The organism is Pseudomonadales bacterium (genome assembly GCA_041395945.1).
Classification (GTDB): domain Bacteria; phylum Pseudomonadota; class Gammaproteobacteria; order Pseudomonadales; family Azotimanducaceae; genus SZUA-309.
Map to the genome: position 1 here is coordinate 26288 of JAWKZN010000002.1, position 19216 is coordinate 45503.

General features: G+C 59.1%; 24 protein-coding genes. 7 read left to right on the plus strand and 17 right to left on the minus strand.

Annotated features, from left to right (window positions below):
- Positions 1-8 precede the first annotated feature (8 nt).
- From R3E82_16885 to zapE, 8 genes are all read right to left on the minus strand, one after another.
- On the minus strand, positions 9-425 hold the full coding sequence (locus R3E82_16885) for a ClpXP protease specificity-enhancing factor (protein ID MEZ5552560.1): 417 nt from the start codon (positions 423-425) through the stop codon (positions 9-11).
- Between the two features lie 63 nt (positions 426-488).
- Positions 489-1121, minus strand: coding sequence for a glutathione S-transferase N-terminal domain-containing protein (locus tag R3E82_16890; GenBank protein MEZ5552561.1), 633 nt, complete (start codon positions 1119-1121; stop codon positions 489-491).
- A 54-nt stretch (positions 1122-1175) separates the two neighbouring features.
- Positions 1176-1961: a cytochrome c1 gene (locus tag R3E82_16895; GenBank protein MEZ5552562.1), complete on the minus strand. Its 786-nt coding sequence runs from the start codon at positions 1959-1961 to the stop codon at positions 1176-1178.
- A 59-nt stretch (positions 1962-2020) separates the two neighbouring features.
- Positions 2021-3247, minus strand: coding sequence for a cytochrome bc complex cytochrome b subunit (locus R3E82_16900; protein MEZ5552563.1), 1227 nt, complete (start codon positions 3245-3247; stop codon positions 2021-2023).
- Between the two features lie 65 nt (positions 3248-3312).
- A complete protein-coding gene (petA, locus tag R3E82_16905) occupies positions 3313-3915 on the minus strand; it encodes a ubiquinol-cytochrome c reductase iron-sulfur subunit (protein MEZ5552564.1) in 603 nt (200 codons plus the stop codon).
- A 187-nt stretch (positions 3916-4102) separates the two neighbouring features.
- Positions 4103-4495, minus strand: coding sequence for a 30S ribosomal protein S9 (gene rpsI, locus R3E82_16910; protein ID MEZ5552565.1), 393 nt, complete (start codon positions 4493-4495; stop codon positions 4103-4105).
- Positions 4496-4500: 5 nt separating this feature from the next.
- Positions 4501-4929, minus strand: a complete 429-nt coding sequence (gene rplM, locus R3E82_16915) for a 50S ribosomal protein L13 (GenBank protein ID MEZ5552566.1) — start codon at positions 4927-4929, stop codon at positions 4501-4503.
- Between the two features lie 182 nt (positions 4930-5111).
- Positions 5112-6194, minus strand: a complete 1083-nt coding sequence (zapE, locus tag R3E82_16920; GenBank protein MEZ5552567.1) for a cell division protein ZapE — start codon at positions 6192-6194, stop codon at positions 5112-5114.
- Between the two features lie 121 nt (positions 6195-6315).
- On the opposite strand from zapE, the gene R3E82_16925 reads away from it, so the two are divergent.
- Positions 6316-7392: a trypsin-like peptidase domain-containing protein gene (locus R3E82_16925; protein ID MEZ5552568.1), complete on the plus strand. Its 1077-nt coding sequence runs from the start codon at positions 6316-6318 to the stop codon at positions 7390-7392.
- Between the two features lie 5 nt (positions 7393-7397).
- Here R3E82_16925 and hisD read toward each other — a convergent pair whose 3' ends face one another.
- The 9 genes from hisD to R3E82_16970 are packed head-to-tail and all read right to left on the minus strand — an operon-like array spanning position 7398 to position 13913.
- Entirely contained in the window at positions 7398-8729 is a 1332-nt protein-coding gene (hisD, locus tag R3E82_16930) for a histidinol dehydrogenase (protein ID MEZ5552569.1), read from the minus strand.
- Positions 8726-9361: an ATP phosphoribosyltransferase gene (gene hisG, locus R3E82_16935; protein ID MEZ5552570.1), complete on the minus strand. Its 636-nt coding sequence runs from the start codon at positions 9359-9361 to the stop codon at positions 8726-8728. The genes hisD and hisG overlap by 4 nt, the downstream gene beginning before the upstream one ends.
- A gap of 12 nt (positions 9362-9373) precedes the next feature.
- Positions 9374-10636, minus strand: coding sequence for a UDP-N-acetylglucosamine 1-carboxyvinyltransferase (murA, locus tag R3E82_16940; protein ID MEZ5552571.1), 1263 nt, complete (start codon positions 10634-10636; stop codon positions 9374-9376).
- A gap of 2 nt (positions 10637-10638) precedes the next feature.
- A complete protein-coding gene (locus R3E82_16945; protein MEZ5552572.1) occupies positions 10639-10866 on the minus strand; it encodes a BolA/IbaG family iron-sulfur metabolism protein in 228 nt (75 codons plus the stop codon).
- A gap of 3 nt (positions 10867-10869) precedes the next feature.
- Positions 10870-11154 (minus strand): STAS domain-containing protein, encoded by a 285-nt coding sequence (locus R3E82_16950; protein MEZ5552573.1) that lies wholly within the window; start codon positions 11152-11154, stop codon positions 10870-10872.
- Positions 11151-11819 (minus strand): ABC transporter substrate-binding protein, encoded by a 669-nt coding sequence (locus R3E82_16955; protein MEZ5552574.1) that lies wholly within the window; start codon positions 11817-11819, stop codon positions 11151-11153. Before R3E82_16955 ends, R3E82_16950 begins: the two co-directional genes overlap by 4 nt.
- Entirely contained in the window at positions 11816-12277 is a 462-nt protein-coding gene (gene mlaD, locus R3E82_16960) for an outer membrane lipid asymmetry maintenance protein MlaD (protein MEZ5552575.1), read from the minus strand. The genes R3E82_16955 and mlaD overlap by 4 nt, the downstream gene beginning before the upstream one ends.
- 2 nt (positions 12278-12279) lie before the next feature.
- Positions 12280-13059 (minus strand): lipid asymmetry maintenance ABC transporter permease subunit MlaE, encoded by a 780-nt coding sequence (gene mlaE / locus R3E82_16965; protein MEZ5552576.1) that lies wholly within the window; start codon positions 13057-13059, stop codon positions 12280-12282.
- Complete coding sequence (locus R3E82_16970; protein MEZ5552577.1) at positions 13056-13913, minus strand: ABC transporter ATP-binding protein; 858 nt, start codon at positions 13911-13913, stop codon at positions 13056-13058. Before R3E82_16970 ends, mlaE begins: the two co-directional genes overlap by 4 nt.
- Positions 13914-14104: 191 nt before the next feature.
- Between R3E82_16970 and R3E82_16975 the strand changes: the two genes are divergently transcribed.
- The 6 genes from R3E82_16975 to R3E82_17000 are packed head-to-tail and all read left to right on the plus strand — an operon-like array spanning position 14105 to position 19144.
- Positions 14105-15064, plus strand: coding sequence for a calcium/sodium antiporter (locus tag R3E82_16975; GenBank protein MEZ5552578.1), 960 nt, complete (start codon positions 14105-14107; stop codon positions 15062-15064).
- Positions 15065-15068: 4 nt separating this feature from the next.
- Positions 15069-15584: an HAD hydrolase family protein gene (locus R3E82_16980; GenBank protein ID MEZ5552579.1), complete on the plus strand. Its 516-nt coding sequence runs from the start codon at positions 15069-15071 to the stop codon at positions 15582-15584.
- Positions 15584-16213: an LPS export ABC transporter periplasmic protein LptC gene (gene lptC, locus R3E82_16985; GenBank protein ID MEZ5552580.1), complete on the plus strand. Its 630-nt coding sequence runs from the start codon at positions 15584-15586 to the stop codon at positions 16211-16213. Before R3E82_16980 ends, lptC begins: the two co-directional genes overlap by 1 nt.
- 13 nt (positions 16214-16226) lie before the next feature.
- The gene (lptA, locus tag R3E82_16990; protein ID MEZ5552581.1) at positions 16227-16799 is read left to right on the plus strand and encodes a lipopolysaccharide transport periplasmic protein LptA; all 573 of its coding nucleotides are present in this window, start codon (positions 16227-16229) and stop codon (positions 16797-16799) included.
- Positions 16800-16805: 6 nt separating this feature from the next.
- Positions 16806-17531, plus strand: a complete 726-nt coding sequence (gene lptB, locus R3E82_16995; GenBank protein ID MEZ5552582.1) for an LPS export ABC transporter ATP-binding protein — start codon at positions 16806-16808, stop codon at positions 17529-17531.
- Between the two features lie 53 nt (positions 17532-17584).
- Positions 17585-19144: an RNA polymerase factor sigma-54 gene (locus R3E82_17000; protein ID MEZ5552583.1), complete on the plus strand. Its 1560-nt coding sequence runs from the start codon at positions 17585-17587 to the stop codon at positions 19142-19144.
- Positions 19145-19216 lie beyond the last annotated feature (72 nt).

The following is a 19216-nucleotide window of genomic DNA, read 5'->3' on the forward strand; positions in this document are numbered from 1 at the left end:
ATGCGAAGCTACTTGATGACCGTCAGATTGGGCTTTGGCGGGGAGGAATTCTCTGGCGGCCCGGCTGGTGTGTCTGCTGCGACCGGAGGCGCTGCCGCTTCGGACTCAGGCGCGAACATCATTCCTTCGCCATTTTCCCTGGCGTAGATCGCCAGTACGTTCTCGATAGGCACCTGCACAGGAAACGAACGACCGGCGAATCTTCCGGAGAAAAATACCTGGCTGTCACCGAGATCGAGATCGCGAATCGCATTCGGGGAGACGTTCAGGACGATCCTGCCGTCGGAGACATAGTCTCTTGGGACCTGTACCGCGTCGGAATCCACGCTGACCAGCAGATAAGGGGTCAGATCACTGTCCACAATCCACTGGTAAAGCGCGCGAAGGAGGTACGGTCGCTTCGAACGGACGGGCAGGCCGGCCATCAGGCGGCTCCCGACTGGCCGTCAGCCGACAGATTCAGAACTGATCGGGATATCTGCAGCCGATTACTCCCGCATCTCCAGTTCGCCTTCCGTGAGACTGGCCTTGAAGCCGGGTCGATCGAACATCATCTGCATGTATTTCTGCAGTGGTCTGGTGGTCTTCTCGGGAAGGCTGATATCCGCCGCTGCCAGACGCCAGAGTATGGGTGCCACACAGCAGTCAACCAGTGTGAATTCGTCGTTCATGAAGAACGGCTTCTCACCGAAGATGGGCGCAATGCTGACGATGCTCTCGCGAAGTTCTTTGCGCGCCTTGGTCAGCGTGGTCTCTCGACCCTTACCGGCCATGAGCAGATCCAGTCTGCGGCTCCACTCACGTTCGACCCGGGTAATCCAGAGTCTGGACAGCGCCCGCTGGACGGGATACACGGGCAGCAGGGGCGGATGCGGGAAGCGCTCATCAAGGTATTCCATGATGACATTCGCCTCGTAGAGCACCAGATCCCGATCGAGAAGCGTGGGCAGGCTGTTGTACGGGTTGATCTCAGCAAGATCCTCCGGCTTGTTGGCGGGATCCACATCGACTATCTCAACCGTCACGCCCTTTTCAGCCAGCACCATGCGCACGCGATGGGAGTATTGATCTCTCGCGTCGGAAAACAACGTCATCGAGGATCGTTTTGTAACTAAGCTCATGCTCACCCTTGGGTACTCGGCTTGGGGCCGGCGCAGTTCACGCCGGCAGATGGATCAGTGTTTCACGTCTTTCTGGTACTCGCGCCCCAACAGGTAGGTGAACGCGAACAGAATCACAAGAAACAGTATGACGAAAACGCCGAGTCTATGGCGTTCGAGCCGGCTGGGGTCACCGGTGTAGTGCAGAAAATTAACCAGGTCGTAGACGGCCTGATCATACTCTTCGCTGGTGTACAGGCCTGTGCCCTCTTCGATCACGAGTTCACCGCACTTCTCCTCGGTGATCGGTTTGCCGGGGACCAGTGGATCCCTCATTTCACCACCATTCACAGCCTGCTTCGGCATCTGAAGGCAGGCGGACCGTTGAATGCCCTGAAGATCCTGAAGAACGTGCGGCATTCCGACATTCGGAAACACCTTGTTGTTCACGCCGAAAGGTCGGGTCTCATCCAGGTAGAAAGTCTTCAGATAGTTATAAAGCCAGTCCGTGCCCCGCACCCGGGCAACCATGGTCAGATCCGGAGGAGGTGCCCCGAACCAGTTCTTGGCAGCCTGAGGGTCCATGCTGGTGGTCATCAGTTCGCCGATTTTCTGATCGCCGAAAATCAGTGTCTCAAGAGCAATCTCATGCGGTACTCCGAGATCATCTGCCGTTCGCTCGTAGCGCTGATACTTGAGCGAATGGCAGCCCAGACAGTAGTTGTTGTACATCCGCCAGCCGTTCTGCAGCGACGGCTGATTCTCCAGATCCGGAGTGATATGTTCCATCGGCCAGTCACTTGCTGCCGCAACTGCCAGCGTGGGGAGCACCACAGCCAGGGCAGCGAACCCTCTCAACAGATTCGTAAACCTGCTTTTTGTCTTATTTTTCCCACTAACCTTCATGGTCTGGCTAACCTTCATGGCATCGTCACCCTTTCCGGTACGGGCTTGGTCTTCTCCGCACGCGTGTACCAGGGCATGAGCACGAAGTACGCAAAATAGATCGCAGTGCAGACCTGCGCCATCATGGTGGCAACCGGCGACGGCGCAATGGTGCCCAGATAACCGAGGATCAGGAAAGCGACCACAAACAGGCCGAGCATGAGTTTCGAGATCAGACCCTTATAACGGATTGACTTGACCGGGCTGCGATCGAGCCAGGGCAGTACGGCGGGTATCGCGATCGCCCCGACCATCACTACAAAACCCCAGAATTTGGCCGGTACGCCGAACAGCGGATAGGTCGCTGCGCGCAACATTGCGTAGAAAGGCGTGTAATACCAGACGGGGGCTATGTGGTCCGGCGTCTTCAGCGAATCCGCGACTTCAAAATTCGGTTTTTCGAGGAAATAGCCGCCCATTTCCGGCGCATAAAACACCACCAGGCAGAACACGATAAGAAACATCACGATTGCCGGCAGATCATGGCCGATCGTGTAGTAAGGGTGGAAGGGAATCCCGTCCAGCGGGATACCGTTCGCGTCTTTGTTCTTCTTGATCTCAATGCCATCCGGGTTATTCGATCCCACGTGGTGCAAAGCCACGATGTGCACAAAGACCAGCATGACCAGCACCAGCGGCAGTGCTACCACATGCAGTGCGAAAAAGCGGTTGAGGGTGATATCCGACATGAGGAAGTCACCGCGTACCCACTCCATCAGATCGGGACCCACAAAGGGTATCGCGCCGACCAGTGAGACAATGACCTGGGCACCCCAGTAGGACATGTTGCCCCAGGGCAGCAGATAGCCGAAGAATCCCTCGGCCATCAGGCAGGCAAAAATGGCCATCCCTACAAGCCAGAGCAGCTCACGCGGCTTACGATAGGATCCGTACATCAACCCGCGGAACATGTGCAGATAGACCACCAGGAAAAACGCGGAAGCACCAGTGGAATGCAGATAGCGCAACAGCCAGCCATACTCGACGTCGCGCATGATGTATTCGACTGAGGCAAAGGCACCCGCCCCACTCGGCTGATAATTCATGGTCAGCCACACACCGGTGATCAGCTGGATGACCAGCACAATCATCGACAGCACACCGAAGTAGTACCAGAAATTGAAATTTTTCGGCGCCCAGTATCGGGACATGTGGTATTCGAAAGTTTCGGTCAGCGGAAAACGTTCATCGACCCAGTCCATGAACGAAAACCAGCCTTTCACGATCCTGCCCTGCTGGGCGGCCTGCTCGGAGGAATGTTCAGCCATCAGGCAGTCCCCTCATCTTCACCAATCAGAATCACTGAGTCGCTGACAAACTGATAAGGAGGCACCGGCAGGTTGTCCGGGGCGGGTACTCCTTTCACAACACGACCGGCCATATCGAACCTGGAGCCATGACAGGGGCAGAAGAACCCGCCGCGCCAGTTGGCGTCGAAAGGTTCGGCCTTTACTTCCCCGTGATACTTCGGCGAGCAACCCAGATGGGTACACAGACCGAGATATACACCGATTTCCGGGCGTTTCGACCGCCAGGGATTTCGCGCGTAATCGGGCTGCTGCGCCAGGTTCTCAGAGTTCGGATCAGCAAGATCGGGGTTGTCCTCCGAAAGGATATCAATCGCCGCCTGCTCCCGATTGACGATGAACACGGGCTGGCCGCGCCATGCCGGGGTCGGACCGAGCATCTCTCCAGGACGAAGCTTGGAGACATCTACAGTGACAGGAGCGCCAAGTGCCCGCGCCCTGGCGCTGGGTGCCCAGGAGGCGACGAAGGGAACTGCCGCACCGCCCACACCGATGGCACCCACCGTCGCGGTCGCGCCAATGAGGAAATACCTTCGCTGCTTGTTGAAACCGGCTTTATCGATGCTGGCAGGCTGGGCGCGCGCTGTGGCGCTGTTATCTGGATCGCTGCTGCTCACAGCTTGTTGCTCCCGCTATGGCTGTTCAGACAGGGGTGCGAGTTTACCACACCCTCCGGCTGCTACCGTTGTTGTTCTTCGCTCAAACTGCTGGCTCCTCGCAGCCGTCGTATCCGGCAGCAAACCGGGGAGTTTAGCGCTTGGAGTACTGCGGGCGCTTACGTGCTTTCCGAAGACCGACTTTCTTACGCTCCACCTCACGCGCATCCCGGGTCAGGAACCCGGCCCGGCGCAGAGTGACACGCATGGACTCATCCTGCTCGACCAGCGCACGGGCTATGCCATGGCGAATTGCGCCTGCCTGCCCCGAGTTGCCGCCACCACGCACCGTTACCTGCACATCAACCTTATCCGCCATCTCGACCACATCGAGTGCCTGCCGCACGATCATGCGCGCGGTCACGCGACCGAAGTACTGATCCAGAGGCTGGCTGTTGACCGTGATCTTGCCGTCTCCTGGACGGATGAATACCCGAGCTGCTGACGTCTTGCGGCGGCCAGTGCCGTAGTTATGGTTAACAGCCATGCGCTTTATAGCTCCAGGGGTTGAGGTTGCTGGGCACTGTGAGGGTGTTCTGCCCCAGCATAGATTTTCAGTTTCTTCAGCATGGCACGACCCAGCGGGTTGTGCGGCAGCATGCCTTTGACCGCCGTCTCGATGATCCGCTCCGGATGCGAATTCCGCAGATCCTCGAACCTGACGCCCTTGATGCCACCCGGGAAGCCGGTGTGACGGTAATAGATCTTATCGCTGGTCTTGTTACCGGTGACCCGGACCTTTTCGGCGTTTACCACGACGATGAAATCCCCGGTATCTACGTGGGGTGTGTACTCAGCCTTGTGCTTGCCGCGCAGGCGATGGGCGATCTCGGTCGCGATGCGGCCCAGGGTCTTATTCTCTGCGTCCAGGACGAACCAGCTTCGTTCGACGTCCTGAGGACGGGTGCTGACGGTTTTCATGCGGCTTTTCGACCCACTCTTTGAATAGTTTCCAGATTGAATAGTTTCCAGGCCACTTCCCGGGCCCGGTCAATCGCCGCCACTGGAGAACGGCAACCCAGCCGGCGTCCGACCGGATTTTTGGGAGCGCGAATGTTAGCGGAGCGGATGCGGCTTTACAACCGACCCTTCAGACCCCGGAATCAGGCCCGGTGGGTGCGGGCCAGGTAGTCGTGGGTCTGCATTTCCAGCAGCCGGCTGCGGGTGCGCTCGAACTCGAATCTGAGCTTCTCCCCCTCATAGAGGGCCTCCACGGGTACTTCGGCGGACAGGATCAGCTTCACATCATGGTCGTAAAATTCATCCACCAGCGCGATGAAGCGCCGCGCCGCGTCTTCGTTGCGGGCGGTAAAGAGGCGGACGTTGCTCACCAGCACCGCATGAAAAATGCGGGCCAGCTCGATGTAGTCGTTCTGACTGCGCGGACCCTCGCAGAGTTCGGCAAACTCGAACCAGGCGACGTCCTCCGCCACCCGCCGGGCCTTTATCGGCCTGTTCTCGATATCCAGTTCGACATTGTCTTCTGGTGCATCCGGCGCCAGCGATGCGAAGCTTGCGGCCAGAGAGCGTTCCGCCGCCGCGTCCAGGGGCGAATGATAGATTTCCGCCCTTTCCAGTACCCGCAGCCGGTAGTCTATCCCCGAGTCGAGATTGTGGATCCGGGTATGCTCCTTCAGCAGCTCGATGGCGGGTACGAAACGCCGTCTCTGCAGACCATTCAGATAAAGACAATCCGGCTCGACATTGCTGGTGGCCACAAGGGTTACTCCCCGCTCGAACAGCCGCTGCAGCAGCTCAGCCAGAATCATCGCATCACCGATATCCGAGACGAAGAACTCGTCGAAACACAGAACACTGCTCTCCTGCGCGAAGCGGTCTGCAACGGTCCGCAGGGGATCCACCGTTCCGGAAAGCGCTGTGAGCTCACGGTGTACCCGCTGCATGAAACGGTGAAAGTGCATGCGCAGCCGGTCCGTTGATGGCAGACATTCGTAGAAAAGGTCCATCAGCAGTGTCTTGCCCCGGCCCACACCCCCCCACAGATAGATGCCGGTGATCGGTTTGCTGTCCCGCCTGCCGACCCAGCCGAAGAGCCCACCCTTCGGCTTACGGGCAGCAAGGATCTGATAGAGGGCTTCCAGCAATTCCACCGCGTGGCGCTGGGCGGGATCACTCTGGAATCCCGGTTCCGCGAGGAGGCGCTGATACTTCTGCAGGGGCGTCATCGCAGCGACTTTAGCGGCTCACCCGATTACCGACAATGCTGTTGGTTCATCCAAGTGACGAAATCCCGGATCCGCCTTTTTATAGCAGGACACCTCTGCTTAACTAGCCGGTTCCCGGCCAATGGTAGTCCCGGTGCTCCGTTTCCTGCCCGAAGCACTCCGTCATGTGCTGATTCCCGCCCTGATCGGCGGGCTGATCGGTCTCGCCGTGATGACGCTCACCCGCGCCTTCGACGGTGCTGCAACCGCCCGTCCCGGATTCGCCGCCGCCGTCGCCCGGGCCGCGCCCGGAGTGGTCAACATTTACTCAACCAAACACGTACGGCCGGCCATCTGCCAGCAGCCGCGTTTCCGGGAATGGTGCAACCGATTCGCCGGCGAAGCCCAGCGCCAGATGCAGAGATCCTTGGGCTCGGGTGTGATCGCGCATCCGGCCGGATACATCCTCACAAACAACCACGTGATCGACGGTGCGGACGAGATTCTTGTCGGATTCTCAGATGGGGCAACGGCAACCGGTGAACTGGTCGGCACGGATCCTGAAACGGACCTTGCCGTCATCCGGGTGCGACGGGCTGAGCTCACACCCATCCCGCTCGGGGAATCCGATCAGATCGCAGTTGGCGATGTGGCGCTGGCCATCGGAAACCCGTTTGGCATAGGTCAGACCGTGTCGGCGGGCATCATCAGCGCCAAGGGGCGTGTGGGCATCAGCACCAGCCCATACGAGGACTTCATCCAGACCGATGCCGCAATCAATCCGGGGAACTCCGGTGGCCCGTTGATCGACGCAGAGGGTCGTCTCATCGGCATCAACACCCTGATTTTTTCCCGATCCGGAGAATCAGCCGGAATCGGATTCGCAATTCCTGCCCGACTCGCCTACATGATACTCACTGAGATCATTGAGAAAGGGCGGGTTATACGCGGCTGGCTCGGCGTTGATCTGGCCAGTTCACCCGGCGCAGATTCTTCCCCTGGCCTGCTTGTTACCGGAGTGGATCCAGCCGGTCCCGCCGCCCGGGCAGGGATTCTGCGCAACGATCTGATCACAGCGGTAAACGGACAGCCAGCGGTGAATTCCATCGTGATCAGCCGTCTGATCGCAGCCATCAATCCCGGGGGTGAGATGATTGTGGAAGTGTCGCGGAACGGGCGTGAGTTGACCTTTTCAGCGATCGCCGGAGAGAGGCCCTGAGGATCCTATTCGGATTGGTTGTGATCGAAACCTGAGATTCTCGCCGCAGCCGAACCCGCATGAGCATGGAGCCCCTCGCCGGTGGCGAGTACTGCGGACACCCGGGCCAGACTCTGAGCGCCCGTCGCAGAAAGATGTATGACCGAACTGCGTTTCTGAAAATCATATACACCCAGCGGAGATGAAAAACGTGCCGTGCCAGCCGTAGGCAGCACGTGGCTGGGACCCGCAGCATAGTCGCCCATCACCTCGGGCGAGTGGGCACCCAGGAAAATGGCTCCCGCATGGCGTACCCGGGGCAGCAGACTCTCCGGATCATCCACACACAGCTGCAGATGCTCCGGGGCAACTCGATTGGCCAGCACGAGTGCTTCTGAGATATCCCTGGTCAGTATGAGTGCGCCACGATCCGCCAGCGATCGCGCAATGACGTCCCGCCGTGGCTGGGAAGCCAGCAGCTGCCGCATGGCACTCTCCACCGAGTCGAGCAGATCGGCATCCGGGCTGAGCAGCAGTGCCTGGGCAGCGGCGTCGTGCTCGGCCTGGGAAAACAGGTCCCAGGCCAGCCACTGTGCGGGGGCGTTGGCATCCGCGATGACCAGTACTTCACTGGGACCCGCAATCAGATCTATGCCGACCGCGCCATAAACCTGGCGTTTCGCAGCAGCCACATAGGCACCACCGGGACCGACGATCTTATCGACCCGTTCAACGGATTCCGTGCCATAGGCCAGCGCGGCAATAGCCTGGGCACCACCAATACAGAATGCCCCGTCGACACCGGCCAGGTGAGCCGCGGCGAGCACCAGATCATTGCGCCGCCCACCCGGTGTGGGGACAGTCATCAGCAGGGCGGGGACCCCGGCTGTTTTCGCCGGGATCGCCGTCATGAGCACAGTGGAAGGATAGGCTGCCTGACCGCCCGGCACATACAGTCCCACCCGATCCAGCGGGCTGATCCGCTGACCCAGGCGATTCCCTGCGGCGTCGGTGTAGGACCAGTCGGCTCCCTGCTGATGGCCGTGGTATTCACTGATCCGCCCGGCTGCCGTCGACAGCGCGTGCCGCTCTTCCCTGCCGACCCGGGCGAATGCCGCGGCGAAATCGTCCCTGTCCAGATACAGATCCTTCAGCGACGGTACCTGAACACCATCGAATCGCGCGGTGAATTCCAGCACGGCGGCATCACCGCCTGAGCGCACTGCCGCGATGATGTCCCGGGCGCCGCGCTCAGCGGCACTGTCCTCGCCGAGGTCCCGCGCCAGCAATGCGCCAAACCGTGCTTCGAAATCCGCACTGCGGGTATCGAGGCGAGCCAGCTCGAGACTGTCTTTCACGCCGGGGGGGCCAGCACAGCGCGCAGACTGTCGATCAGTGCCTGCACCGTGTCGAAACGCGTCTTCATCGAAGCCCGATTCACGATCAGGCGGGTGCTGATCTCGGCAATCGTGTCCTGTGCAACCAGTCCGTTGGCCTTCAGCGTGTTTCCCGTGTCTACGATGTCGACGATACAGTCGGCCAGATCCATCAGCGGAGCGATCTCCATAGCACCCGAAAGCGGAATGATTGCCGCCTGCTGACCGCGGGATTCGAAGTAGCGGCGGGTCACGTTGACAAACTTGGTGGCTACGCGCAGAGAACCGCGACTCAGATCTACTCCGGGTGGTGCAGCCGTCATCAGGCGGCAGCGACCTATACCAAGATCGAGCCGCTCATAGAAGCGGGCACCGCTGCCGTACTCCATGAGGGTGTCTTTCCCGGTGATTCCGACATCGGCAGCGCCATATTCGACGTAAGTTGGCACATCTGACCCCCGCATGATCACCAGCCGATGCGCTCCGCAGGCACTTTCGAAAATGAGCTTGCGGCTGCTGCTCACATCTTCCCCGGGCTCGACACCTGCGCGCTTGAGAAGTGGCAGACACTCCTCGAGAATCCGCCCTCTGTTCAATGCAATGGTAAGTCCCATATCCCGGTAAACCTAGCGGACCCTGCGCACGTCGGCGCCAAGCTGCTGCAGTTTTTCTTCGATGGTTTCGTAGCCCCGGTCTATATGGTAGATACGATCTATCAGCGTGGTCCCCTCGGCAACGAGCGCCGCCACTACGAGACTGAACGATGCCCTCAGGTCCGTGGCCATGACCGGCGCAGCCTTGAGTTTTTCCACACCATGAATGCGTGCGGTCGAGGCGCTCTCAATTTCGATCCGGGCACCCAGGCGGTTGATTTCCTGCACGTGCATGAAGCGGTTTTCGAACACGGTTTCGTGGATTCTGCTGTCACCGTCCGCAATGGCGTTCATGGCGAGGAACTGCGCCTGCATATCGGTCGGAAAACCGGGGTAAGGGGAAGTTTCGATGTCCACCGCGGTCGGTCTTCGACCTTCCATGTCCAGCTCGATCGAGTGACCATCGATCCTGAGGCTGGCTCCCGCTTCCCGAAGTTTCTCAAGTACTGCATCCAGCGTTTCCGGCGCGGTGCCATTGAGTCTCACCCGGCCACGGGTTGCAGCTGCCGCTATAAGATAGGTGCCCGCCTCTACCCGATCCGGCATCACCCGGTACTCGCATCCGCTCAATCGATCTACGCCTTCCACGACTATGGTCGAGGTACCCTGCCCGCTGATGCGTGCACCTGCAGCATTCAGAAAATTCGCCAGGTCCGCGATCTCGGGCTCCCGCGCCGCATTCGAAATCGTCGTCGTGCCTTCTGCCAGGCACGCGGCCATCAGAATATTTTCCGTCCCGCCCACCGTGACCAGATCAAAGCGGATGTCCGTCCCGCGCAGACGCCCATCGACCCGCGCACGGACATAGCCATCCACCACTTCGATTTCAGCGCCCAGGGCAGCGAGCCCCTTGAGATGCTGATCGACCGGACGTGCTCCGATCGCACAACCCCCAGGCAGAGAGACTTCCGCACGGCCGAAGCGAGCCAGCAGAGGGCCCAGCACCACGAAAGACGCGCGCATGGTCTTGACGAGTTCGTAAGGCGCGCGCACGGATGTCAGTTCCGCCGCGGTCACTTCAACCCTCATCTTGTCATCAACCACCACACCTGCGCCGAGACAGCCGAGCAGCTCAATCATGGTGGTGACATCGTGGAGATGGGGCACGTTGCCGATCAGACAGGACTCTTCAGTGAGCAGTGTCGCGGCAAGTATTTTCAACGCGGAGTTTTTAGCACCGGAAATGCGCAGGTTTCCGTCAAGCCGGCGGCCGCCTGTGATGAGGAGCTTGTCCACGGTCAGGCAACCTGATCTGGTGTCAGCGCCCGGATAGTCACGGCATGCAGTCGGCCATCCTGCAGATACTGTTCGATACAGCCGTATACGGCCTGCTGTTTCTGCACTCTGTTCATAGGCGCGAAGCCGCCACTTACAACCGTGATCAGGGCCCGGTTTCCATCCAGTTCGACCTCGACCCGAGCATCAGGGAAAGCGGTGAGAATCGCAGAAGTAATTTCATCTTGCATCGTTCAGAGCGAGTCCTGCAGAGGGAGGATTTCATCGAGCTCCATGACTTCTATAAGATTGCGAAGCGACTGAGGCGTACCGGCAAAGTCTATCGATTTACCGAGATGGTGAGCGTACCGGAACCAGGCCAGGAGCAGAGCGACTGCCGCGGAATTGCTGTCTTTGAGACCGCGCAGATCGAACACGCCTGACTTCGCGGAGTCGATATACTGCTCTCCGGATTCACGAATCGACAGGAAGCTGTCGAACGATACCCGCGCAGGCATCATGAAAGGGTCCTCGCTCAATCTACGCTCGCTTCAGTGGCCGCAACTTCGGTGACGGCTACCTGACCCACCGACTCGATCCAGCCATCGATGATTCTGTCCATATCGCCACCGTACTTCGAGTCTGAAGCTGCACTGGCAAACTGATTGCGGTAGGTGAGCCCCATGTTGACACCGTTAACAATGATGTTGCGCATCAGCCAGGTCCCATCGCCCGTTCTCGCCATGGAGTAGATCACCGGATAGACGTCTCCACCAGCCAGCCTGATTTCCTGCTTCACGTTCGCCTGGTCCGGTTTTGACGGAGGCCGGTTCGACGGCACTATGACAACCTCGCCGTCATCGAATTCGGTCAGCGCAACCGCATAGGTACGCACCAGAGTCTTCTTGAAACTGTCTGCAAAACGGACGCGCTGTTCGGCCGTGGCTTTTCTGTAGTGGACGGCCATCACGCTGCGCGCGAACCGCTCGAAATCCACCGCAGGTGTAAGCAGATCCTCCACTTCGGCGAAGAATCTTTCTCGATCGACGTCGACGTAGCTCTTCGCCTCCTCGATCAGAGCCAGCATATCCACCGTGGTCTTCTGCACCGCCTCCTCAGCAGGATTAAGGTTTGCAAGTACCTGAGCTGTGCAGGACAGCAGCAGGAAGGCGCCGGTTATGATCCTGATTGTCAGACGCTTCATTCCGATGCTCCAAGTCTCGTGACCAGATCTCCAACCAGCTTCTCAAGCACAAGTGCTCCCTGTGTGTCAGTGATGAAATCACCGTCTCCGAGGGTCTCTTCGTCAGCCCCCGGTGCCAGCGACACATACCGGGCACCAAGAATACCCTCTGTAAAGATCTGAGCTCCTGTATCCGCAGACAGCCGACCCGGCGCGCCATCGATTTCCATGCTCACAATGGCCTCGCCGTACTGCATATCGACCACAATGTCGGCAATCCGTCCGATGGTCACACCCGCCATACTGACCTTGGCCCGGGGTCTCAGACCGGCGACATCGTCGAACCGGGCCTTGACGATGTAGGAGCCTTTCTCAGTAACGAGACTGACCCCGCTGACCTTCACCGCCAGAAAAATCAGAGCCAGCGCACCAGCCAGCACGAATGCACCCACGCTGATCTCCACCGTTCGCAGTCGCATCGTCAAAAATCTCCGTACATGCTCAATGTAAGAATGAAGTCCATCGCCAGAACCATGACCGACGAGATCACCACGGTCCTGGTGGTAGCCAGACCGATTCCCTCTGCAGTTGGTTCCGCATCATATCCCTGAAAAACCGCTACCCAGGTCACAACGGCGGCAAAGATAACGCTCTTGACCATGCCCTTGCCCAGATCTTCCCAGATCTTCACGGATTCCTGCATGCCACCCCAGAATCCGCCCGCATCGGTGCCCAGCCATTCGATGGATACCACTACCCCGCCGTATATCGCTACCACATTGAACAGTGCGGTCAGCAGCGGCAGGCTGATCAGACCTGCCCACAGCCGGGGGGCAATGATCCGGCGCAGGGGGTCGACACCCATCATTTCCATGCTGGAGAGCTGCTCGGTGGATTTCATCAGGCCGATTTCGGCCGTCATCGCGGATCCTGCCCGGCCGGCGAAAAGCAGGGCGGTCACCACCGGACCGAGTTCCCGCAGGAGCACTACGGCCAGCCCCAGTCCGACCGCCTCCTGGGCACCAAAGCGGGCGAGTTGAGTGTAGAACTGCAGGGCAATGACAGCGCCAATCGAGAACGCGGAAAGCACGATGATGACCAGGGACAGCACCCCCACGTTGTAGATCTGCCGCAGAATCAGCACCCACTCCGCTTTTCCGGGGATACCCCAGGAAGCGATGGCCCACATGATGGAAGCTCTGCCGATGCTGGCGACCCGTTCAAGCGCCAGGGACCCGAGATGCCTCAGAAACGCGATCACGATGCGGCATCTCCGAGCATGTCATAAAGGAGGTTGTCCGCCGGGTAGTGGAAGGGTACAGGACCCTCCGGGGAGCCCGACATGAACTGCTGTACCCATTCCGAACCTTCCTCACGCAGCTCCTCAGGTGAACCCCGGCCAACCACCTTGCCGTCCGACAGAATGTAGATCTGGTCAGCGATGATCGTGGTTTCGTGAATGTCGTGAGACACCAGCAGACTGGTGGCCTCCAGCGCAGTATTGAGTTTATCGATCAGCGACAGCACTACACCCATGGTGATGGGATCCTGACCTGTGAAGGGTTCGTCATACATCAGCAGACTGGGATCCAGTGCGATCGCGCGTGCGAGAGCAACCCGTCGCGCCATACCTCCGGACAGCTGGTTTGGCATCAGATCGCGAGCACCCCGCAGGCCCACCGCGTTGAGTTTCATCAGCACCAGATCACGTATGGTGTCCTCCGCGAGCCGGGTGTGCTCGCGGATAGGAAAAGCCACATTCTCGAAAACACTGATATCGGTGAACAGGGCTGACGACTGAAACAGCATGCCCATGTCTTTGCGGAGCTCGAAAAGGTCGGCGCGACTGAGTGTGCAGACATCATGGCCTTTCACCAGCACCTGACCCGAATCGGGCTTGACCTGTCCGCCGATAATCCGCAGCAGCGTGGTCTTACCCGTGCCGCTGGGACCCATGATTGCCGTCACCTGACCTCTGGGTACCTCCATCGACAGCTGGTCGAAAATCACCCGGTCGCCGCGTCTGAAACTCAGCTCCCGGATTTCGATGAGGTTTTCCCGGGGCCTGAGGGTATCCGGGTTCTGGCTTGGCGATTCTGAAACTGGACGCAACATGTTCGGGGGTCGGCTGACAAGCGCGCAACTATACCACCGATGACGCCACACTCCGCGCCGACGGAAGCCGGATTACAGGGGCGTCTGAGATGCCCCCCGCGGCGGCTGCGCAGAGACATTGATACTTAGTCGGAGTCTCCCTAGAGTGGTGCCTTGATCTACTCAATTGACAGTTAGAACAGACCCGGAACATGTGGCTATATGTACTGGCGCTGATTGTCGGATTCATCACTCTGGTCTGGAGTGCGGACAAATTCCTGTCCGGCGCTGCCAGCACGGCGGACCACATGGGCATGTCAAGATTGCTCATCGGTCTGACCGTGGTGGCACTGGGCACCTCCGCACCCGAGATACTCGTATCCGTCGCTGCGTCCATAGAAGGCAACGCCCTGATCGCAGTGGGCAATGCCATCGGCTCAAATATCGCGAACATCGGCCTGGTACTCGGCGTGACAGCGATGATTGCCCCCCTGCCCTTTTCCCAGAATGTTCTCAGGGCCGAGTTGCCCTGGCTCCTGGGCGCAACTTTCCTTGCCCTGATTCTGCTGTTTGATCTCGAGCTTTCGGTCATCGATGGTCTGATTCTCCTTGGTGGTCTTGCCCTGATTCTCTGGCGACTGGTTGTCAATCAGCATCAGGCGGAAGATGTCTCCACGAGTATTCACGAAGAACTCGAAGATCTGCCGCAGATGAATCGCAGGCAGGCCCTGCTGTGGCTTATCGTTGGCCTGATCGTGCTGCTGGCCAGCGCGCGCCTGCTGGTCTGGGCCGCTGCCAACATTGCCACCCAGCTGGGGGTGAGCGAGCTGATCGTCGGTCTCACGATAGTTGCGGTCGGAACCAGTCTGCCGGAACTGGCCGCCACAATCGGCTCCGCTATAAAGGGCCATTCGGACATCGCTATCGGCAATGTCGTGGGCTCCAACATCCTCAACATCCTCGCGGTACTGGCAGTACCCGGACTCTTCGGCGGCATCGATATCGAAAATGTGGCCCTCTGGAGAGATGGCGGGACGATGCTCGCCCTGACCCTGCTGCTGGCACTGTTTGCCTATGCCATCGGCTCACGCCCTGTTATCACTCGATTTGAAGGGGCGATCATCCTGTTCGCCTGGATCGGCTACAACACCATGCTCTTCCAGCAGGCCTGAGCGCATGGACATACCCGCCAGCCTCAAAGCGAGGCTCCAGCCGCTCAGGTTGATCAGCTTCGACGTCGATGGGGTGCTGACCGACGGTCGTATCACCTACACAGACGACGGCTCGGAAACCAAATCCTTCCATGTGCGCGACGGTTCCGCGCTCAAGCTTCTGATCAACTCCGGGTTCGATCTGGCAATTCTCACGGGCAGAAGCTCCCCGATGGTCGAGCGTCGCGCCCGGGAACTGGGCATCAGGCACATTCACCAGGGTCTCGACGACAAAGTGCCTGCACTGCTCGCACTGGCCAGCCGGCTCGGACTGACGCGAGACAACCTTGCACACGTGGGCGACGATCTGCCCGATCTTCCCCTTTTCGATCATGTCGGCTGCGCGATCAGTGTTATGAACGGGCACAGCGCAGTTCAGGCGCGTGCCCACTACGTTACCCGCACGCCAGGTGGTGAGGGTGCAGTCAGTGAAATTGCGGAACTGTTCTTGCGAGCGCGGGATGAGTGGCCTTACGCCTGATGCCGTCCGCCGACCATTCATACCGCAACCGGCGTATCCTGTGGCTGTTCACGGCTCTCGCATGCGGTCTCGGCGCTCTGCTGCTGTTCGAACCCCTGGGCGAACCCGAAGAACTGCCCGAAGTACCTGTATCTGTCGCCGGGGAGCCGGATCTGCATATCGAGGATGCGGTGATCTCCCAGTACGCTGCCGGTGGATCGATGAAGTATCGCCTGTCTGCCCGCCAGATCCGACACTTCGACAGCCAGAGAGCCACCCGACTGACCGAGCCCGACCTGATCCTTTACCGGGAACCTCATCCACCCTGGCGGATCACCGCGGAACGGGGATTCATCCGACCCAGACAGGGATCAACTGACGCGTCCGAGGAGCAGGTGTTTCTGCGTGACAACGTCCGCATGCAGCAACAGACCGGCAACGGCGGCTTTTTGAGCCTGGGCACCACATCACTGACCGTCTATCCCGACAGTCGATACGCCACGACGGACCAAGATGTTATGATCGACAGCGACCTTGGCCGCACCCAGGCGGGGGGTCTCAACGGCGATCTTCAACAGGGAAATCTCGAGCTCACTTCTGATGCCACACACCGGGTTCACACGATCCTGCTGCCCGATCAGTTCAAGTAACCGATTGGTATCCGTGCACAACAGAACACTCCGCTGCCGCTCAATCGTGGGCCTGTTCGTGCTCATGGCCACCACCGGCGCAGGCACCGCGCATGCACTGCCTGAAGACGCCGACCAGCCGATCCATATCAGGGCGGACAGTGCCGAAGTGGACCAGCAGGCTGAGCAGGTGGTTTATCGCGGCTCGGTTCAGGTCAATCAGGGTACGCTGCTGGTCACCGCAGACGAAATGACCATCGAATATGAGGCGCAGAAAGTGGTACGCATCATTGCCACCGGTACTCCCGCTCACTACCGTCAGCAACTCGAAACCGACGACGATCTGGTGAAGGCAGATGCGAGCACCATCGTGTATCACACGAAAGATGAACGGATCGACCTGCGTGGCAATGCCAGCCTCGAGCAGCAGGGCAATACGCTCACCGGCGACCTCATCCAGTACGATATCGTCGCGGGAAAAGTGGACGCATCGGCCAGCGGAAGCGACCCGATAAAGATGGTTCTGCAGCCTGCCAGACGTACCTCTGCCCCTCCGGAGACGCTCACCCCACAGGAAAATTCACTGACTCCTGACTCGGAAGGATAGCGGAGCATGGCACGACTGCAGGCTCGCGCTTTGCGTAAACAGTACCGCAGTAAAGTGGCAGTGGAGAGTGTCAGTCTCGAAGTGTCCAGCGGGGAAATCGTCGGCCTTCTGGGTCCCAATGGGGCGGGTAAAACCACCTGTTTCTACATGATCGTCGGCCTGCTCCAGGCGGACGCCGGAGACATCCTGCTCGACGATCGCAGGCTCACCAACGCTCCCATGCACCAGCGTGCCCGCGCCGGAATCGGCTACCTGCCCCAGGAAGCCAGCGTGTTCAGGAAGTTGAGCACCCAGGACAACCTGAAAGCGATCCTCGAGCTGCGCGCCGACCTGAATCGAACCCGCCGTGCGGAAATCCTTGAACAGCTGCTCAATGAATTTCACCTGCAGGGCGTGCGGAAATCACTCGGGGAGAGGCTTTCAGGCGGCGAGCGACGGCGCCTGGAAATCGCCCGCGCACTTGCCAGTGAACCCGCCTTCATGCTCCTGGACGAACCCTTCGCAGGCGTCGACCCGATCTCGGTCACAGACATCAAAAAAGAAATCCGTGATCTTGCCGGCCGCGGTATCGGTGTTCTGATCACCGACCACAATGTGCGCGATACACTCGACATATGCGACCGTGCGTACATTGTCAGCGGAGGGCACATCATCGCCGATGGCGTGCCTGAGGAAATACTTGCGAATACCCAGGTACGGGACGTGTACCTTGGCGCGGGTTTCAGGTTGTAGTGGGGATACCTGAGATGAACGCGTTCTTTCCGGTACACAGTCACTGACCGCCAATGAAACAGACGCTGTCGTTAAAACTCGGTCAGCAGTTGACGATGACACCGCAACTGCAGCAGGCGATCCGCCTCCTGCAGCTTTCCAGTCTCGACCTTCAGCAGGAGATTCAGGAAACCCTCGAAATCAACCCGATGCTCGAGCTCGAAGAAGATGACCCTCTGCCGGATGGAAATGCCGATGAGGAGCCCTCCGGCGCGACAGACGCTAACAGCAAAGTCTCGAGCGATGACGACCTGGAGGCCACGCCGGAGCTGGCCGGAGTGGACGACGACAGCAGCATTCCGGAAGAACTGCCGGTAGATACCAGCTGGGACGAGGTCTATCCGAACACCAGCTCGACCGCTTCGTCAGGAGTCGGCTCGTCAGGAGACGAGGACTGGAATTTCGCCGAAAACGGCTCCAGTTCCGAGTCCCTGCAGGACCATCTCCTCTGGCAGCTGAATCTGACTCCCATGAGTGACCTGGATCGCCTCATCGCGACAGCCATCATCGATGCAATCGACGGCGACGGCATGCTCACACTCAGTACAGGGGAAATTGCAGAGAGCCTCAATTCAGCTGCCACAATTCCGAATACAGACGAGGCGGCGGTGGAGGCTCCCGAGGACAGTGATCCTTCACTCCCGGACGTTGAGATAGACGAGGTCGAAGCAGTCCTTAAACGGATTCAGCAGTTCGACCCTACCGGTGTGGCCGCCCGCGATCTGCCCGAGTGTCTGGCACTCCAGCTCCGGCAGTTGCCCGAATCGACGCCCTGGAAGGCGGAGGCGCTGTCCCTGGTTGTCGAGCATCTGAGCCTGCTTGCGGCACGGGACTTCAATGCACTGAAGCGCAAATCCCGTCTTTCGGAGGAGGACCTGGCACAGGTAGTTGCCCTGATCCAGTCACTGAATCCCAGACCGGGTTCGAGTATTTCGGCGCCCGAACCGGAGTATATTGTTCCGGACGTGATCGTGCGGAAGGTGAACGATCGCTGGATTGTCGAACTCAACGCAGAGGCGACCCCTCGAATCCGGATCAACGAAACCTACGCATCCATGGTCCGCCGAGCCGACAACAGTGCCGACAACACCTACCTGAAAAATAACCTGCAGGAAGCCCGATGGTTTCTGAAGAGTCTGCAGAGCCGTCATGAAACCCTGCTGAAGGTCGCAACGAAGATCGTCGAGCACCAGAGGGGGTTTCTGGACTATGGTGAAGAAGCGATGAAACCGCTGGTTCTCAACGACATTGCCGACATCGTGGAGATGCACGAATCCACCATCTCCCGCGTTACCAGCCATAAGTACATGCACACACCGCGTGGGATCTTCGAACTCAAGTACTTCTTCTCGAGTCACGTTTCCACCCCTACCGGGGGCGAAGTTTCCAGCACCGCCATCCGCGCATTAATCAAGAAGCTTACATCTGATGAGAATCCGAAGAAACCGTTGAGCGACAACAAAATCGCGGCAATACTCGCTGATCAGAACATACAGGTCGCCAGAAGAACTGTTGCCAAGTACCGGGAGTCCATGGCCATTCCCCCGTCCAACGAACGCAAACGTCTTGTTTGATCAGCCCAGTCACCCGGCTGCAGTCCGCCGCTATCCAACCAGCAATCCCAATGTAATTAGAGGAGACGACTT

Bases quoted from the DNA above. Each gene is read 5' to 3' on its own strand.
- R3E82_16885 (MEZ5552560.1), bottom strand. From the start codon at position 425: ATGGCCGGCCTGCCCGTCCGTTCGAAGCGACCGTACCTCCTTCGCGCG.
- R3E82_16890 (MEZ5552561.1), bottom strand. From the start codon at position 1,121: ATGAGCTTAGTTACAAAACGATCCTCGATGACGTTGTTTTCCGACGCG.
- R3E82_16900 (MEZ5552563.1), bottom strand. From the start codon at position 3,247: ATGGACTGGGTCGATGAACGTTTTCCGCTGACCGAAACTTTCGAATAC.
- rpsI (MEZ5552565.1), bottom strand. From the start codon at position 4,495: ATGGCTGTTAACCATAACTACGGCACTGGCCGCCGCAAGACGTCAGCA.
- rplM (MEZ5552566.1), bottom strand. From the start codon at position 4,929: ATGAAAACCGTCAGCACCCGTCCTCAGGACGTCGAACGAAGCTGGTTC.
- zapE (MEZ5552567.1), bottom strand. From the start codon at position 6,194: ATGACGCCCCTGCAGAAGTATCAGCGCCTCCTCGCGGAACCGGGATTC.
- R3E82_16925 (MEZ5552568.1), top strand. From the start codon at position 6,316: ATGGTAGTCCCGGTGCTCCGTTTCCTGCCCGAAGCACTCCGTCATGTG.
- hisG (MEZ5552570.1), bottom strand. From the start codon at position 9,361: ATGGGACTTACCATTGCATTGAACAGAGGGCGGATTCTCGAGGAGTGT.
- R3E82_16945 (MEZ5552572.1), bottom strand. From the start codon at position 10,866: ATGCAAGATGAAATTACTTCTGCGATTCTCACCGCTTTCCCTGATGCT.
- R3E82_16955 (MEZ5552574.1), bottom strand. From the start codon at position 11,819: ATGAAGCGTCTGACAATCAGGATCATAACCGGCGCCTTCCTGCTGCTG.
- mlaD (MEZ5552575.1), bottom strand. From the start codon at position 12,277: ATGCGACTGCGAACGGTGGAGATCAGCGTGGGTGCATTCGTGCTGGCT.
- R3E82_16970 (MEZ5552577.1), bottom strand. From the start codon at position 13,913: ATGTTGCGTCCAGTTTCAGAATCGCCAAGCCAGAACCCGGATACCCTC.
- R3E82_16975 (MEZ5552578.1), top strand. From the start codon at position 14,105: ATGTGGCTATATGTACTGGCGCTGATTGTCGGATTCATCACTCTGGTC.
- R3E82_16980 (MEZ5552579.1), top strand. From the start codon at position 15,069: ATGGACATACCCGCCAGCCTCAAAGCGAGGCTCCAGCCGCTCAGGTTG.
- lptC (MEZ5552580.1), top strand. From the start codon at position 15,584: ATGCCGTCCGCCGACCATTCATACCGCAACCGGCGTATCCTGTGGCTG.
- lptB (MEZ5552582.1), top strand. From the start codon at position 16,806: ATGGCACGACTGCAGGCTCGCGCTTTGCGTAAACAGTACCGCAGTAAA.
- R3E82_17000 (MEZ5552583.1), top strand. From the start codon at position 17,585: ATGAAACAGACGCTGTCGTTAAAACTCGGTCAGCAGTTGACGATGACA.